Origin of the sequence: Lysinibacillus sp. NPDC056232 (assembly GCF_042267565.1) — a bacterium.
Lineage (GTDB): Bacteria > Bacillota > Bacilli > Bacillales_A > Planococcaceae > Lysinibacillus.
In genome coordinates this window covers 218,823-234,354 of the sequence record NZ_JBHJTF010000001.1, presented here as the reverse complement: position 1 = coordinate 234,354, position 15,532 = coordinate 218,823, and the positions used below count along the sequence as shown (strand labels likewise).

The window sequence follows — 15,532 nt, the reverse complement described above, 5'->3', positions numbered from 1 at the left end:
GTCTGGAATCGGCTTTGTGCTTAGGCCTGCGTGATGCAGGTCAGTTAGCCGTTATCGCATGGATGCGATGATTTTAGGCTAACATCCTATGTGAACTCCTTTCCGATTACGTGACATCCGCCGGAGGCTTTAGGCCAACACGATGTTGGTCACTCAGTCGTTGCCACAGGACGTGGCGTTCTTAGACTGAGTTCCTCTATTTCAGCAAATGTCTTTTGTACCGAAAGCGTAGCGACAGGTACAGGTTTATAGGCACCCGCTGAAAGAAGTTAAATTATTGTTGTCCTTCATAATAGAACGTCGTTACTTGTATGGTAGATTTTAAGGTTGTATCTGCATCCTCCTGGAATTTTGCTTCCTCTCCAGTTGATGTGAAATCGATAGCATCAATCTTCATCACACGATCAATTTTTTCAATTTCTTTTATAAACTCAACCATCGCTTTATTGTCCAATGCGTCAACATCAATACTAAAGGTTACTAGTTTTAATTCTTTTGGTAAGGAGTCTTTAGTGAAAGTAGCAGTTGGTATTTTATCTTTCACTTCAGGTGTTTCATCATTTTTAGCAACAGCTTGTTCCTCAGCTTCATTTGCAGATTGCTTTGTATCAGCCTGTTCCTCAGAATTTGTCGAGTTGGGATCCGTCATAGTAGAATCCATTACGAGCGAATCATAATTATTAAAGTCCATAGCTTCTACCCGTGTTTCCGTCACCGCTTCAATCTCTTCAATATTTCGAATTACCTCTTCAATAGCTCGAGTTTGAGGTACTTTTTTACGCAATGTTAAATTACTTGTACTAGCTGATTTGCCATTGTCTTCAATTAAAGCAATCTGCTTCTGAATAGTAGACATTTCTTGTTGAAGGGAGTTAATTGAACTTTCCTTCGCATCCACTTCTTCTAATTTAGGTGTTACTATATAGTAATATAGCGCAAATAAAATGGCTGCAATGAAAGCTGTTAAGATAAGAATCGTTGAATTTTTACTACTAGTCATGATTCTGTACCTCCAGCGAGAAATTTAAAATCAATTCCTAATGTAATCGTTGCCGAATAACGTGGCACTTCCTTAAACTTGTTCTTCACACTTTCTTCCTCTTGATTTCCAATAGATACATCAAAATTAGCAATAGTATCAACCTGTATATCATTGAAATAGGGACTTGCCGTTAGCTTTTCTAAATAAGATGATATGGTTGACATTGTTTCAAAATCAGCCGTAACTTCAACATTTTTTTCACCAAATACATAATCCCTTAAATACGTTTGCTCCGGTAACAATACTTGGGTTTCATCCATTAAGGGGGTCACTGGATACGAGACTTTTTCCACAAATTGTACAGATTGTTCCAATGAGCCTTTGTTCACATTTCGCTTTACATCTAACTCAGTTTGAAGTTGTTCGTGTTGGGATGAAAGCTCCACTTCCTGCGCACTTAATTTTGTAAGATCACTTTTTGCTTGGAAAAACAAGAAAACCATATATCCTACTATCATACCAATAAGAATAATAAATACTATATATATTGAAGTAGGGGTTGAATGCTTCTTTTCCAAATTCGGCAAGAGGTTAATTTCTGGTACCATTAGTTAACCTCCTTTAATGCAAGTCCAATTAAGCTTGCAAATTCCTCTGAAAATTGAGGGAATGATTTCTGAATGACTGAATCATTTAACATAATAATCGGTGTCGGAAAATTATTTTCTAACAAATCTTTAATCGTAGGTAGTAATGGATTATCTCCTAAAATGATAATCTCATCGACACTTTTCTCACCTTTATGTAAGGAAAACTTAAAAAAATTCATGATACGATCGATTTCAAGCATTTGATCGGTAAGTATGATACGATAATCATCTTCTGCATCTAAACGATAAGAAAAACTAAACTCCTCAATCTCTTCAAACTTCCATTCCGATAAATCTGTATCAAATGATTGATACCGTAAAAATTCAAGCTGACCATATGAAAAAATACTAATCGACAATTCATTGATGGACCAATCCGCTATTAAATAAGTTCGATTATCCTTTATTAACTGCAAATACTCTAACAGACGAATATTACACAATGCACGGATATCTGCTACTTGCGGATCTAATGTAGCATCGAGTAAAAGTCCAATCATTTTCGTCACTTCTTCTGAAGGTGCTGCAAATAGCAGGGCCTGCCCATCGCTAGGTTTTGGGTCATATACATCAATAAGAGGATCTTGGAATGGAAGATGAATGGACTGACCAAGCTCCATCTCCACATACCCTTTTAATTCATTCCACTCTATATCATCAGGATGCTCAAAGCTCTTCAACAAAACGGAAGTATCCGGTACAAAAATACGCGCATTTTGCTTTTTGCCTGCCCATTTTGCCACATTATTTTTCATTACATCAAATAATTCCATTTCATCATGAATAACAGATCCTTCAACAATTCCCTGTGCTAATGGCATTTCATAGCCTTTCCATTGCGACGGATCAGCACCTTTTGCCACAATCGCACGCAATATATAATCTTTTATTTCAATCGACACATGCGATTTTTTCTTTTTTGTAAACATGTGAAAAGATGCCTCCTTTTATACTTAAGGTTTTAATGAATTAACCATCCATTTCCCAACCAGAAGCGTAGATTAAACTACGCCTCTGAGTGAGTTGCGAGGGTTTATTTCGAAATCCATGAAAACTTACCATCATCAGTAGCAGGTTTATCAACTTCTAATTCTTTTAATGTTGCTGCATCAATTTTATATTCTTTTCCGCCTGCAGTACCTTTAGTTACTGTAATTTTCCCTTCACGAGTAACCGTGAATGTATCGACGGTACCTATATCTTTTATATAATCAGATAATTTAGGTGTTGAATTTGTGAATGTTGCTGTAGGATTAGTATTATCTGTATAATAAATATTTGCCGCACTTATTAAATTTGCTGCATCTGATTTAGCACCTTTTACACGGCTATTTTCAATTATGTTTCCAATCGCCGGAATAGCTATCGCCGCAACAATCGCTAGAATTACGATTACAGCTAATAGCTCGATTAACGTTAAACCTTTTTGATTTTTTAATAGTTTTTTGTTCATGAATTTTTTGAACATCGATGTTCCTCCTTAAAAAATAATTGTTATGATTAGTCCGAAAATATGTACACCTACAACAACAACTACTACTACCGTCTTTTCTATACCACCCCCTTTAAAGTTAGTACGCTTACATATTTTCATATAATGCGAACATTGGTAGGAAAATTGCTGCGACAATCACACCGACAACTGCTGCTAAAACTAGTATCATTAATGGTTCTACGAGCGATTTTAATGTATCAACGGAGCGATCTACTTCTTCCTCATAAAAATCCGCTATCTTTTCGAGCATATAATCAAGAGAACCTGTTTTTTCCCCGATAGATGTCATTTGGGTTACTAAAGGCGGGAATAGCCAACTTTTTTCTAGTGGCTCAGATAATGTACCGCCTTTTTCTAGGTTATCTCTTGCCTCCAGTACAACCTTCCCTACAACTGGATTCCCTACAACTTTCTCGACAATTGTCAGTGCATGTAGAATTGGCACTGAACTACTGAACAGAGATGATAAGGTTCTGGTCATACGGGCGATTACATTTTTTTGCATTAAAATACCAAATACAGGTATTCGCAATAATGCATAATTCACATTGTAATGAAATTGCTTATTATTTTTATAGAAAAATCGAAATAGAAGAATCGACAATATGAGAATCCCAATTGCAAAATACCAGTATGCTATTAGCCAATCCGAAATATTTACAACAATAACCGTTAATATTGGCATTTCCATGTCCATTTCTTCAAAAGTAGCCATAAACGTTGGAACGATAAATATCATTAGGAACATCCCTACAGCGATTGTTAGCACAGATAAAATAGCTGGATATGTTAATGCTGATTGTACTTTCTTCTTAATTTTGAATTGTTTTTCAAGTGTCCCTGCTAAACGCTCTAGCGTCTCATCGATATTCCCTGTTGCCTCACCAGAGCGCATCATATTTATAAACATTACTGGAAAAACCTTTGGATGCTTGACTGCTGCATCTGAAAACGTTGTACCCCCACGTATATCTTCTTCTACTTGCTCTAATGCTTTTTTTAATGCTTTACTTTTCGTTTGTGTACTTAAAATATGTGTTGCCTCTACAATTGAAACGCCAGCACGGATTAGTGTTGCATATTGACGACAGTAAATAACGAAATCCTGATGCTTTACTTTACTGCCAATATTTAAGTCTTTGTGTAAAATGCTTTTAGACTCTTCCAACTCACGGGCATTAATGCCTTGCGCTCGTAATTTTTCAAGTGCCACTATTTTGTTGGTCGCGTCAATATTTCCTTTTTTGTGTGCACCTGTTTTTGTGCGTCCACTATATCGAAAAACGGTCAATTATAATCCCCCGCATTCATATATGGTCTTGCGTCTTCCAAAGAAATTTCCCCCATGGCGATTAGCTGCTGCATAGAAGATTCCAAAGTATGCATACCTAAAGCTTTACTCGTCTGCATAACAGTAGGAATTTGATGAACCTTTTCATTTCGAATTAAATTTGAAATAGATGGTGCTTGTACTAATATTTCAGTAGCAGCAATTCGCCCCTTGGCATCCTTACGTACAAATAAACGCTGTGAAATAATGCCCACTAAAACATTGGCTAGTTGCACACGAATCTGTCCCTGCTGATGTGGTGGAAAAACATCTATAATACGATCAATCGTAGTCGGAGCACTACTTGTATGTAATGTCGCCATCACTAAATGGCCCGTTTCTGCAGCTGTGATAGCTGTTGAAATCGTTTCGTAGTCACGCATCTCGCCTACTAAAATAAGGTCAGGGTCTTGACGAAGAGCAGCACGCAAACCATTGGCAAAGCTCTGAGTATCAACCCCTACTTCACGTTGATTGATAATGGATTTTTTATGTGTATGTAAATATTCAATTGGGTCCTCAAGCGTTATAATATGCTTTGATTTTGTTTCATTAATATGATCAATCATTGCAGCAAGCGTTGTAGATTTACCAGAACCTGTTGGACCTGTTACTAAAATAAGACCCTGTGGTTTTTCTGCTAATTGATACAGTATCTGTGGCATATTTAACGATTCAATGGAAGGAATTTTTGCTTCAATCAAACGGGCAGCTATTGTCACTTCATGTCGTTGATGATAAGCATTTACACGAAAGCGACATTTCCCAGGCAATGAATAGTTAAAATCAGTTTCCCCTTTATCTTGAAACTCTTGTAATTTATGCTCAGGTAAAATGGTTTTCACCATTGTCTGTAATTCTTCAGAAGTTAGGAGTTCACTCCCATAATGTTCTAGTTGTCCATGGATACGATAGACGGGTGGGATCCCCTTTGTTAAATGAAGGTCAGACGCTTTTTCTTCAAATGCGCGTGTTAATAGCTCATTAATATTTCTACATGTTGTCATGAACGATTCACATCCTAATCTGCATTTGCTACACGCAATACTTCTGAAGTGGTTGTTTGTCCTTCTACTACTTTTAACAACCCATCTACCAGTAATGTGTAATAGCCTTCTTGTTTCATATAATCTCGCATCGCACTATCGCTACTTCGACTTAAAATCATTTCTTTAATATTGCGATCGATTGGTAAAATTTCATGAATAGCCATCCGTCCACGATACCCTGTTTGATTACACGACGGACAGCCTCTTCCACGTCTTCCATGTGTAACACCATCAATGCCGTTCTTATGCATTATTTCTAATTCGTGCTTCGTAAAAGTATAGTCTTCTCCGCAGTCTCGACAAATACGTCGTACTAAGCGCTGCGCCATAATTCCTACTAGTGAAGAGGATAATAAAAATGGTTCTATCCCCATATCCTGAAGTCGAGAAATTGACTCAACTGCACTATTTGTATGTAACGTACTTAAAACTAAATGCCCTGTTAACGAGGCACGTACTGCTATTTGTGCTGTTTCAAAATCCCTTATTTCACCTATCATTACTATATCTGGGTCTTGACGCAAAATGGAACGCAATCCAGCCGCAAATGTTAAACCTACTTCTTCTTTCACTTGAATTTGGTTTATACCATCGAGCTGATATTCCACTGGATCTTCTACTGTAATGATGTTTACATCTTCTTCATTCAAGTCGCTTAAGGCCGCATATAATGTAGATGATTTCCCAGATCCTGTAGGGCCCGTTATTAGCAAAATACCATTAGGATTGTCAATCATGTTTCGGAAAAGGGCTTCGTTTTGCTCTGTAAAGCCAAGCTTCTCAATTGAATTGGCTACACTGCTTAAGTCCAAAATACGCATGACGACTTTTTCTCCATAAACAGTTGGAAGAGTCGAAAGTCGAATATCTACTGGCTTGAAATTAACATTCGTTTTAATACGTCCATCTTGAGGAATTCGATTTTCCGTGATATTCAAATTCCCCATAATTTTGATACGCGCTAATATTATATTTTGCATATGTTTCGGTAACGAGCGCTCGGTTCTCAATACACCATCCACTCGATAGCGAACCCTTAAATCCGTCTCCTGTGGGTCAAAGTGGATATCGCTCGCTCGTTGGGCAACTCCGTTCGCAATGATCTGATTAACTAATCGGACAATCGGAGAATCCTCTCGTTCAATTTCCTCTTGTGTTTCAGCAACTGTCGCGCCAATGTCGAGCAATGCAGCTTCCATAGACTCTTGTAAATCATAGTATTTCGTTAGGGTACGGTATAAGTCATCCTTAGCTGCAATACTTGTTTCGATTTGGCAGCCTGTCGCCATACGTACTTCCTCAATCGCAAAATAATCCATCGGGTCAGCCATCGCGATGAAAAGTTTATTTTTTTCACGACGAATTGGAATAATATTTGTTCGTTTAGCGAGTTCAGCTGGAACAAGTTGAAGTAAGTCCGGACTTATTGAATATTGATTCAAATGGATGTGCGGGATTCCTAGCTGAAACTCTAGTACTTCGATTAACTGTTGCTCGGTTAAAATATTTTCTTTTATGAGAAAATCGCCTAATTTCTCATCTTTTGTTTTGTTAGTAAGCGCAAATTCTAATTGCACATTTGTTATTACTCCAGATTCAACAAGTAAATCACCTAAGCGCTTTCGCCCAGTTTTTACGACCATTCACGGTTGCTCCTCTCTTTATGGGCTTGTTTGTATAAAATTCCCACCTTTATCATAGTAGCCATATACAATCTCAGGATCATTTGGGTCTTTTGAAGTATTTGCAGATGTATCTTTATTGGTTTCTGCAGCATTATTGCCGGATTTTTCATTTTCAGATTGTGTATCTGGTAATCCATCTCCGTCTAAATCCATGTTTAAATCAGGATCATTCGAGTCGGAAGTTTCTATTTTTTCACTATCATTTTCTGGAACATCAGGCTGTCTTGAAGATTTCACAATGATTTTATTAACTGGTGGATAATAGTCACGGCTGACTAGTTCCTCCGTAGTGTTACCATTTTCTAAAACCGAGCGATAAACTTCGACCCTTACGCCTTCTTGACCTTCTTGGAGAACCTCTTCGCTGCCTACTGGTAAGTCTTTAGAATAGCGAATTATGACCCGTGGTTGTATGATCTTATCTTTACTAACTCGAACAGAGATTTCTTTTTCTTTTTTTTGAGCTAGTAATTCCACTTTTAAAGAATCACCTTCTACTGTGAGTTTTAACATATTCGATTGATCAGAACGGTTTATAAATTGAAAATCTTTATCTAACGCACGATTTACCCTCGCATCCAAACCTTGCTGTAAATAATTTGGCTTCTCTTCTTGGGAATTTCTCTCTGAAATCTCATAATCGGTTTGAAGAGCAGCATGATAAAGCATGGAGGCTACGAAATTAATGGCTTCACTATTTGCTTCGTCATATTTTTCTTCTATCGTTGTTAAATAAGAAAACGGCACTTCCGGTAAAATAATAGAATCATTTAGCATATTCGTTAGTTTATCAACACCTATTGCATTTGTAGGTATTTTCTCAATCGATAGAGCCAAACGCTCCGCTTCTATTAAATGAGTATCTGCAACTGTTGCAGTGATTTTATGACTTTTTAAAGAGGAAACTTGAGTGATAATCGCATTCAAGGTCGCTTCAACCTCCCATACACCAGTAGCCTCAAGCTGCTTCTTCACCTGATGATCTACTTCCACATGTAAGGGTATATGTACCGCTTGTCCTTGCTCCCAAAAAGCAAACCAAGACTTGTCTGTTAAACTATGATATTCAGCCATAGAACTCTCTACATCAAATACAAACAATTTTGGATCCAGTGAAATCGTAATATTGGCCCCTTCTACGCTAACAGGAGTGTCTTGCCAAGTATGAATGGCCTCTTGTAAAGCATTTTCAATATCACCATCCTCTAAATCCTTAACTGCTATCCCACCGATTGTAGATTCATCACCTCTAGCCAGTGCTCGATCTACGATTATATTAGGTACCCAAACTGTTAATAAGATGATTAGAACAGCTACCATTGCGCCTAACTTCAAGTATAATTTCATAGCCCCATCACCTTTACAAATATAGTCAAAAAACAAATGTCTATTTACTCACATATTACAATTACTTTTTATCCATGCATTCACAATACAACACAAATTACATTTTAAAATGAGTCTTACGTCCCTAAAATAGTTAAAATTTAGTGAACTTATATTTTATAAGTATGATATTGTAATCACTATTAAAATGTTGTCAATGAGTTTTATAGACTATAAAATTAGGGTATATACCCCTACACAACTTTCGATGTATACTTATCGAATCAACCGTTCTAGATAGAAAAGACTATTAAGTTAGGGTATCAAAGATAAATCAATAGGAAAGGTTGCATTTGAAAATTCAAATAGTACCCTCTTTCTATTCTCAACAAGAGATCGTACTAAAGGCTTTTTCTATTCAAAACAAAACATAATTATGTATAGAGTTGGCTCGCATATAAACTTGGCGGCAGTTCTGCAAACGAACAATTCTAACTGCAGTCCGTGGTAATAGCCAAAACTATACTTATAAAAGTTTTAACCAATATTAAAATAAGGGTTATTTAGAAAATCTGATTTCATTCCAGACATTCTAAATAACCCTTTTCTATTACTTTCTCAATACCGCCTCATCAGTAGGAACCCCATTCCATCAATCGTCATAGACAGTATTGCTCTATAAGCTTCTCTAAAGCTACCTGTTTGTTGTGAAAATAATGTCATTACTAAGAAGACAAATACTTAGTTCCCCAATCACGTATACTCTTGTATACAAGTCAGAATATCGGATTCTAAACGCCTCTTCATGCTCCGTGATATTTATTCTACTTCAAGCATACTATTAGAAATTGTTAAATTATCATTTTCTTCAAATACTAAACCACCATTTGATATTGTATCTTCAATCATTTTTTGTTTGTAAGTAACAGTTGAACCTCCACTGGTATTTACTGTATAAGCCATTATTCCTCCTATAACTTCTCCTGATCCTTTCATTGTGACTTTTGCGTCGGGTGCATAAATATATAAGCCGTGATTATACGCTCCTCCTTCTACAGTGATATTTGATCCACCTGCATACAGATTCCCTTGCACGCTACCAGAACCATTTATGTTTATATCGGCCGACTTAGCATATATGGAGCCTTTTGTTTTTGTATCACCAGTAAAATCCATTAACGAAGTACCTGTATAATATACACTTAACCGCCCTATGTCTCCTGTATTATTCATACTCGAACTTCCCTTTAAATTAAAAGCATTCTTAATATACAAAGTTAATCTACCACTTCCCGTAATATTTAAATGCCCTTGAAAGAAGTCAAAGTTATCTATATATAAATTTTTGTCTGAATTACCTACATCTATAGTTAACTTCCTGTCCGAAGAAACCGTAAGCGTTTTCAAGTACATATCTTGAGTAAGCGGGAGAGTACCACTAAATTTTTGATACCCATTTATGTGTCCATTTCCTCCACCATCAATCTTAATTGAATGATTTTCTAGCGAGAGTTGAGTTTGCTTTCCATCGATGATAACTTGTACTGAATTTGTATATGGTTTTGTGCTTAAACTAGTAAATTCATTATCCGGGAAAGGTGGTAATACATCCTTTGGAAATGCAATATTCCCTATAATCTCATTCGTAACATTCATCCAGTCCAGCTTTGAAAACTTATCTGGAGTTGTTCCAATCTTACCAGTAATTTTAGTACTATCTTGTGTAATACTAATTTTTCCACTGTCAGAAACAACATCCCCATTAAGTTTACCGCCTCCAAGTTCGATGTCTTTTATAGCGTGGATAGCAGCGGAATTCGAAAAACCAGAACCCGTTCCGCTTCCTAAATCGATTGTAATTGTCTGTGCTACGGTTCTCGTTTTCTTTCCAATAGTACCAACGGACGTTATTTTATATTGCAACGGCTCTGTGTTTTCTTGTATAACTTTTACATTTGCAATAGGGTTTTCATTAAATTGTTCATCAAAAGTCACTGTATCATTATATGCTGATTGATTCTTTTCAAAGATTTTTTCTAAGCTACTTTCAAATGCATCTATAAAATCTAACTTAAATCTTTCCGGTTTTCTTTTATAAAGAGGTAGCTTATTGAATTTTTTTCTGTTTTCATCGTATGTAATTTTAACTAATTGTTCTACTTTACTTTTCGTACTGTTTAACCCACCTTCTGCAATGTAAAATACAGATTGGTCATCTCGCTCATTAGCAGACGTCTTTAATGAATTAGCAGTAAGTGTTAAAAGCGTAATTCCAAGAACTGAGATAAAAGCGATTGTCAAAATTACTAAAAGTAACGAATAGCCATTTTCTTGTTTTAAATTCTTAAACATCTAGCTGCCTCCCCTAAAATATATAGTTGATGAAAAAGGCTTACTATTTGGCGTTGTAATACCAATAATTACATGACTCCGTTTATCTTCAATGTTAAAACCAAGCACATTTGCTGCAATCATTTCATCATTTCTCGTAATCGTCCGATCCTTTTCGTGATAGACATAAGTATATTTTTGATTATTTTGATTACTTATTAATGTATATTCTGTATACTCATCTAGAGCTTTTTTATGAATTTCCGTAGATTTACGTGTATCTTTAGTAACGACTTTCAAAATATAGGTTGTGTCAGATAATTGAATAGTCGATTCCATTTGTTTATCACTTGTAGTCTTACTGTTCATTAAGATAGACATAACAACAAGAGATACGAGCGTAGCTATTACAGTAACAGCCAAAACTTCTAGTAAGGTTACGCCTCTCTCATTATGAAATTTAGACATACGAATCACCTCTTTTCTTATAAACTAAAGATATTTTGCACTTTCGCTTTTAATATCTCCTCTCTTGAATCATAAACTTCAATAGTAATCCTAATGGTATTATCATGCGACATATTTTCAGCATTCACTATTATGATTTCCTTATTTTTAGCATTAGAGGGTGTCACTTTATACTGAGTGATATTACCGATTGAATTCACTTCATCCTTTTCAGCTAGGTACGGAAAATTAGATTCCCAAGTTTCGATTGTGGTGGATTTAAAGTAGTTATACATTTTCTCCATTTCCTTTTGCGCTAAATAGGTAGCATCAATAATTTGTTCAGAGCTTTTCCCTGTTTTATTCGATTGAATGAGTAAGCCGAAAAAGGATAATAAGATGATAGTTATGATTACTAAAGAAGCAACAACCTCAATTAAAGAGAACCCCCCTTGACTGTTAAATAATTTTCTGTTTTTACGTTGCATTTTCTCCCTCCTTATGCTGATCATACTTTTTAGTAAGTAAGTTAAAAAATATATTAGTCTTAAAAACTAAAACAATAGTACTTATAGCAACTATAATTCCCCATTCATCGATTCTTTTCTGTGCTAATTATACTATTTCATATGTAAACAGCATTTACAATACCGCTTCTCCCCTTGAATTTGTATTTATTTTTAAATTTTCCCATCCCTAAAAGATGTAAAGCGAACTACGTTTAAGTTACCATAAAATATAAAAAGCCGTTTACCAAAAATAAAGGTAAACGGCTTTAATGTTGTTTTATTGAAATACTATACTTTAGATTTATATTATTTATCTCCGTAACAACCTACCCGACAACAACATCCCAATCCCACCTATCGAAATAAACAGGACAGCTCGTATTAATAAGTCTAGAGCTGATAAATCAAAGAATATAAGCTTAATAAACGCTATCACTAAGATAACAAAACCTGTTAGGCGTAATGTTCGTAAGTTACGCACCGTGCTAAGCCATAGTGAAATACTGGCTGTCAGGAATAATGTAATCGTTGAAAAAGCAATGCTTAGTTTCCAATCAAGCAACATATTATAGGAAAGTTGGTATATGAGGCCCCAAATGGATATCATCGTCAGCACAACGCCAGCACTTACAATCAGGTCCAAAAGTTTCTCTATTTGCTCTTGATAGATTTGATAAATGCGCCCCTTCATCAATAAATCAATCATAATTGCTACGATTACAGCAATATACACGATTCTTGTTACTATATTTAGCCACTCGACACCTTGCATATTGTACGGAATAATTTCAAGCATTACGGTGAAGAGAACGAAAAATCCACCAAGGACTGGCGTTAATGCACGCCCTTTGTATTTTGTTGGTACTAAAAGTGATCCCGTGAAAAGTAAAGCGAGGATCATATACGTTAGATGTGGGATATTACCAGCACCTGCAAAGTAAATTCCATCCAGCTTTCCGATATAGGATAAGAAATAACCAGCCGTAATAACTGCTACAATATCAACCATAAACATTTCCTTCATAAACTTTTCAAAGGATGTCAGTGTCTCTTTTGGACGTCTCGCATATACATAAATAATCAGGAGATATATTCCCGGCATGATCAAGCTAACGTGATCTATGCTGAAGAATGGTGTCGGCTCATGAATAATAAAGCTTAAAGCGAGTGTAATTGTAAATGAAAATGAGCCGACAACCTTCATCATACTTGCTCTTAATCGTAAACTCATCATAACGCCTGCAAAGGTGATGAACGGGATGAGCAATTGATCTACTCCCCCTGGTAAATTCATAACTAGTAGCGTATTACATAGTGTAATAAATGCGAGTGTTACGGCACTATCAAATGCCTCCTGCCATTTTTGCTTATAGCCATAACCCGCTAAAGCCGCAAACAAGCTGACTACTATGAGTAAAAGTGCTTCGCTATATTCAATTGGTCTAATAATAAAGTTCAAGAGCAATAAACTAAAGGCTCCTAGACTGAATTGGAGTCCGACATGAATATATTTCAATTTAGACTCTGCATTATATAAACGGCACCAACTCGTGTAAAAAATAGTTAGAACAACAAGGAAACCTATGGCAAAAACAACTCGATTGTCGTGGTTCATAAACGCTATAATACTGACAGCTAGCACCGAGAAAAAGGTTGCTATATAAAGTGCCAATTTCTGCTTGTGTTGATGAATGACAAATTGTAGCATCATAAATAGTACAACCACATAGATTAAGATAATAACAGGACTAAATTCCATATATTCCAGTAAATATGGTAGTAATAATGAAGTAAACGCTACAAATATTGTTAGTACTTCGTTTTTCTTTACATAGCTAATAACAATACCGTAGCCGATATAAACAACGGCAATAACAAGTGCCATCGTTAAACCTAGGATTTCATACAATATCGCACTTGCGGCTGTTGTTAATATTCCAACAATAAACGCCCCACCGTATAAAGAAATTGTTATGGCTGATGATCCTATTTTTTTACGCTCCAACACATAAGCTATCGCTGCTAGGGCAAGCGATAATGCGTAGGCGAGGATAATTTTAACCATGTCTGATAAATAGCCATAATCACTCACGAGCTTAAGACCCCAAAGCACCCCCATCACTAAAATGACCATAAATAATTTTGGCAGTGCCCACATAATATGCTCTTCCAATGTTCGCTGTGGCTGCACCTTTTTTTCTGGATTTGTCATTATTTTTGGCTTTGGTTCCAAGTTTGAATTTGGCTTAAGGTTTTGCGCTGGTTTTGGTGCAAATTGATCAACCATGGATTTCTTGGCACTCATGGCACTTGTTTTTTCAACAGGTTGCTGACGCTTTAAGCCATCTAATTCATGCCGTAAATCCTTCATTTCCTGCTCGAGCTTGGCAATCCTCTGCTCCATTTCAAGCGACATTCAATCATCCTCCCTACTTTATCAATTTTTTATCATTGTAACACAATTATCCAAAATGTAAAATTACACTTTTGATTTATTTTTACTCCCTTGTTTATCTAGGTCTTCGATACATTAAAGCACGTTGACTATCACTGGTTCCCCGCGTTGTTGGATCTACAACAACTCCTAATAAAACGAAAATTGATAATACGATATTTAAGATGGTCATTGCCTGATCACTCATTGCACTCGTTAAATCGTAGCCAAAAATAGCTGCTACTTGTTGTGCGAGTAATAAAATCAACGAAAATAGCGCAAGTAAAAATGGTTTATGCTGAAAACGGATCATCCAGTTAATTCTCATAACCGCTCACCTCCCCCCTTCTCATCCATAGTATATGCATCGCCGTAACGTGGCACATATGCAAAAATGGAGCTATAAACGTGGAATAAGAGGGATTTTTTTAAGAGAGTTCCATTAACTCCCGTAGAAGAATTATGCGCATCTCTCCCATCAAGTTATTAATAAAATAACCAAACCTATATATCAATTTTATTTTACTACGAAGGCTTTACTCATAAAAAAGTTAGGGTGCATCTTGTTGATGGATACCTTCAAACATGTATGAATATGGGGGATTGAAATGGTGTATGAGTAGAATGTTTTGAGCGCGATTAATACTATTTGCGACAACCCATTGACAATATTCAACGATTAAATATGCATTACAAAGTAAGGAAGCCAGCCGATAAATAGTAAACGAACAAGATTTTCGTTCTCTACAATAAAATTAACATTCAGTTTTATTTAGGAGACACCAAAATCACATCTAGACGATTTAGACATGATGCCGCTTATTATTTCAATAACTTTCTGAAGCCAAAATCATTAATTTAGTAAGTCAATATTCATTCGGGATATTTTTGATTCATTGACTTGTTCAAGAATATATAGTCCCATATACAGCACAAATACTTTCAACCTTTCTTCAAGTTCTTACACTATTTCTATTATAAAAATCATTTCGTTTTTACCTTATCAAAAAGCCATCTCAGTACTGAGATGGCTTTTTGATGTTGAAAATCTATTATGTTAATGAAATAAACTTCAGGGGGCATCAGATGAGCCGCTTCGCTCCAGGGTCTCATCTGTGACTAATCCCCAAGGAATCTAAAAACTGAAATTGTTCCGATAAAACGAGAAAATATTCCGATAAAATAAGATTTTGTTCCGATAAATATTCAAAGTATTCTTATAATACAATAACGTGGAGTATCAGTGGCATTGTTTATTGCTAAAGCAAAGTGAAGTAGCCCACAACATTTCTAA

At 36.0% G+C, this 15,532-nt stretch carries 13 protein-coding genes; all 13 read right to left on the bottom strand.

Annotation, left to right across the window (positions count from 1 at the left end):
• Nucleotides 1-274 precede the first annotated feature (274 nt).
• Nucleotides 275-1,000, bottom strand: coding sequence for a potassium transporter (locus ACFCYJ_RS01140; RefSeq protein WP_376069554.1), 726 nt, complete (start codon nucleotides 998-1,000; stop codon nucleotides 275-277).
• A complete protein-coding gene (locus ACFCYJ_RS01135) occupies nucleotides 997-1,590 on the bottom strand; it encodes a PilN domain-containing protein (RefSeq protein WP_376069551.1) in 594 nt (197 codons plus the stop codon). The genes ACFCYJ_RS01140 and ACFCYJ_RS01135 overlap by 4 nt, the downstream gene beginning before the upstream one ends.
• Nucleotides 1,590-2,561, bottom strand: a complete 972-nt coding sequence (pilM, locus tag ACFCYJ_RS01130; RefSeq protein WP_376069548.1) for a type IV pilus biogenesis protein PilM — start codon at nucleotides 2,559-2,561, stop codon at nucleotides 1,590-1,592. The genes ACFCYJ_RS01135 and pilM overlap by 1 nt, the downstream gene beginning before the upstream one ends.
• A 104-nt stretch (nucleotides 2,562-2,665) precedes the next feature.
• A complete protein-coding gene (locus ACFCYJ_RS01125) occupies nucleotides 2,666-3,100 on the bottom strand; it encodes a prepilin-type N-terminal cleavage/methylation domain-containing protein (RefSeq protein ID WP_376069545.1) in 435 nt (144 codons plus the stop codon).
• A 112-nt stretch (nucleotides 3,101-3,212) separates the two neighbouring features.
• The gene (locus ACFCYJ_RS01120) at nucleotides 3,213-4,418 is read right to left on the bottom strand and encodes a type II secretion system F family protein (RefSeq protein ID WP_376069543.1); all 1,206 of its coding nucleotides are present in this window, start codon (nucleotides 4,416-4,418) and stop codon (nucleotides 3,213-3,215) included.
• Complete coding sequence (locus ACFCYJ_RS01115; protein WP_376069540.1) at nucleotides 4,415-5,464, bottom strand: type IV pilus twitching motility protein PilT; 1,050 nt, start codon at nucleotides 5,462-5,464, stop codon at nucleotides 4,415-4,417. The genes ACFCYJ_RS01120 and ACFCYJ_RS01115 overlap by 4 nt, the downstream gene beginning before the upstream one ends.
• Nucleotides 5,465-5,478: 14 nt before the next feature.
• Complete coding sequence (locus ACFCYJ_RS01110) at nucleotides 5,479-7,149, bottom strand: GspE/PulE family protein (protein ID WP_376069537.1); 1,671 nt, start codon at nucleotides 7,147-7,149, stop codon at nucleotides 5,479-5,481.
• A gap of 18 nt (nucleotides 7,150-7,167) precedes the next feature.
• Complete coding sequence (locus ACFCYJ_RS01105) at nucleotides 7,168-8,538, bottom strand: G5 domain-containing protein (RefSeq protein WP_376069534.1); 1,371 nt, start codon at nucleotides 8,536-8,538, stop codon at nucleotides 7,168-7,170.
• 798 nt (nucleotides 8,539-9,336) lie between these two features.
• Entirely contained in the window at nucleotides 9,337-10,869 is a 1,533-nt protein-coding gene (locus ACFCYJ_RS01100) for a pilus assembly PilX N-terminal domain-containing protein (protein ID WP_376069532.1), read from the bottom strand.
• Nucleotides 10,870-11,316, bottom strand: coding sequence for a type II secretion system protein (locus ACFCYJ_RS01095; RefSeq protein ID WP_376069530.1), 447 nt, complete (start codon nucleotides 11,314-11,316; stop codon nucleotides 10,870-10,872).
• A gap of 17 nt (nucleotides 11,317-11,333) precedes the next feature.
• Complete coding sequence (locus tag ACFCYJ_RS01090) at nucleotides 11,334-11,783, bottom strand: type IV pilus modification PilV family protein (protein ID WP_376069527.1); 450 nt, start codon at nucleotides 11,781-11,783, stop codon at nucleotides 11,334-11,336.
• A gap of 331 nt (nucleotides 11,784-12,114) precedes the next feature.
• Nucleotides 12,115-14,220: a DUF2339 domain-containing protein gene (locus ACFCYJ_RS01085; RefSeq protein ID WP_376069525.1), complete on the bottom strand. Its 2,106-nt coding sequence runs from the start codon at nucleotides 14,218-14,220 to the stop codon at nucleotides 12,115-12,117.
• A 94-nt stretch (nucleotides 14,221-14,314) separates the two neighbouring features.
• Nucleotides 14,315-14,566: a phage holin gene (locus ACFCYJ_RS01080; RefSeq protein WP_370075099.1), complete on the bottom strand. Its 252-nt coding sequence runs from the start codon at nucleotides 14,564-14,566 to the stop codon at nucleotides 14,315-14,317.
• Between the last annotated feature and the right edge of the window lie 966 nt (nucleotides 14,567-15,532).

Coding starts and splice junctions, on each gene's coding strand:
- ACFCYJ_RS01105 (WP_376069534.1), bottom strand. CDS start 8,538: ATGAAATTATACTTGAAGTTAGGCGCAATGGTAGCTGTTCTAATCATC.
- ACFCYJ_RS01085 (WP_376069525.1), bottom strand. CDS start 14,220: ATGTCGCTTGAAATGGAGCAGAGGATTGCCAAGCTCGAGCAGGAAATG.
- ACFCYJ_RS01110 (WP_376069537.1), bottom strand. CDS start 7,149: ATGGTCGTAAAAACTGGGCGAAAGCGCTTAGGTGATTTACTTGTTGAA.
- ACFCYJ_RS01090 (WP_376069527.1), bottom strand. CDS start 11,783: ATGCAACGTAAAAACAGAAAATTATTTAACAGTCAAGGGGGGTTCTCT.
- pilM (WP_376069548.1), bottom strand. CDS start 2,561: ATGTTTACAAAAAAGAAAAAATCGCATGTGTCGATTGAAATAAAAGAT.
- ACFCYJ_RS01125 (WP_376069545.1), bottom strand. CDS start 3,100: ATGTTCAAAAAATTCATGAACAAAAAACTATTAAAAAATCAAAAAGGT.
- ACFCYJ_RS01100 (WP_376069532.1), bottom strand. CDS start 10,869: ATGTTTAAGAATTTAAAACAAGAAAATGGCTATTCGTTACTTTTAGTA.
- ACFCYJ_RS01140 (WP_376069554.1), bottom strand. CDS start 1,000: ATGACTAGTAGTAAAAATTCAACGATTCTTATCTTAACAGCTTTCATT.
- ACFCYJ_RS01095 (WP_376069530.1), bottom strand. CDS start 11,316: ATGTCTAAATTTCATAATGAGAGAGGCGTAACCTTACTAGAAGTTTTG.
- ACFCYJ_RS01135 (WP_376069551.1), bottom strand. CDS start 1,590: ATGGTACCAGAAATTAACCTCTTGCCGAATTTGGAAAAGAAGCATTCA.
- ACFCYJ_RS01115 (WP_376069540.1), bottom strand. CDS start 5,464: ATGACAACATGTAGAAATATTAATGAGCTATTAACACGCGCATTTGAA.
- ACFCYJ_RS01080 (WP_370075099.1), bottom strand. CDS start 14,566: ATGAGAATTAACTGGATGATCCGTTTTCAGCATAAACCATTTTTACTT.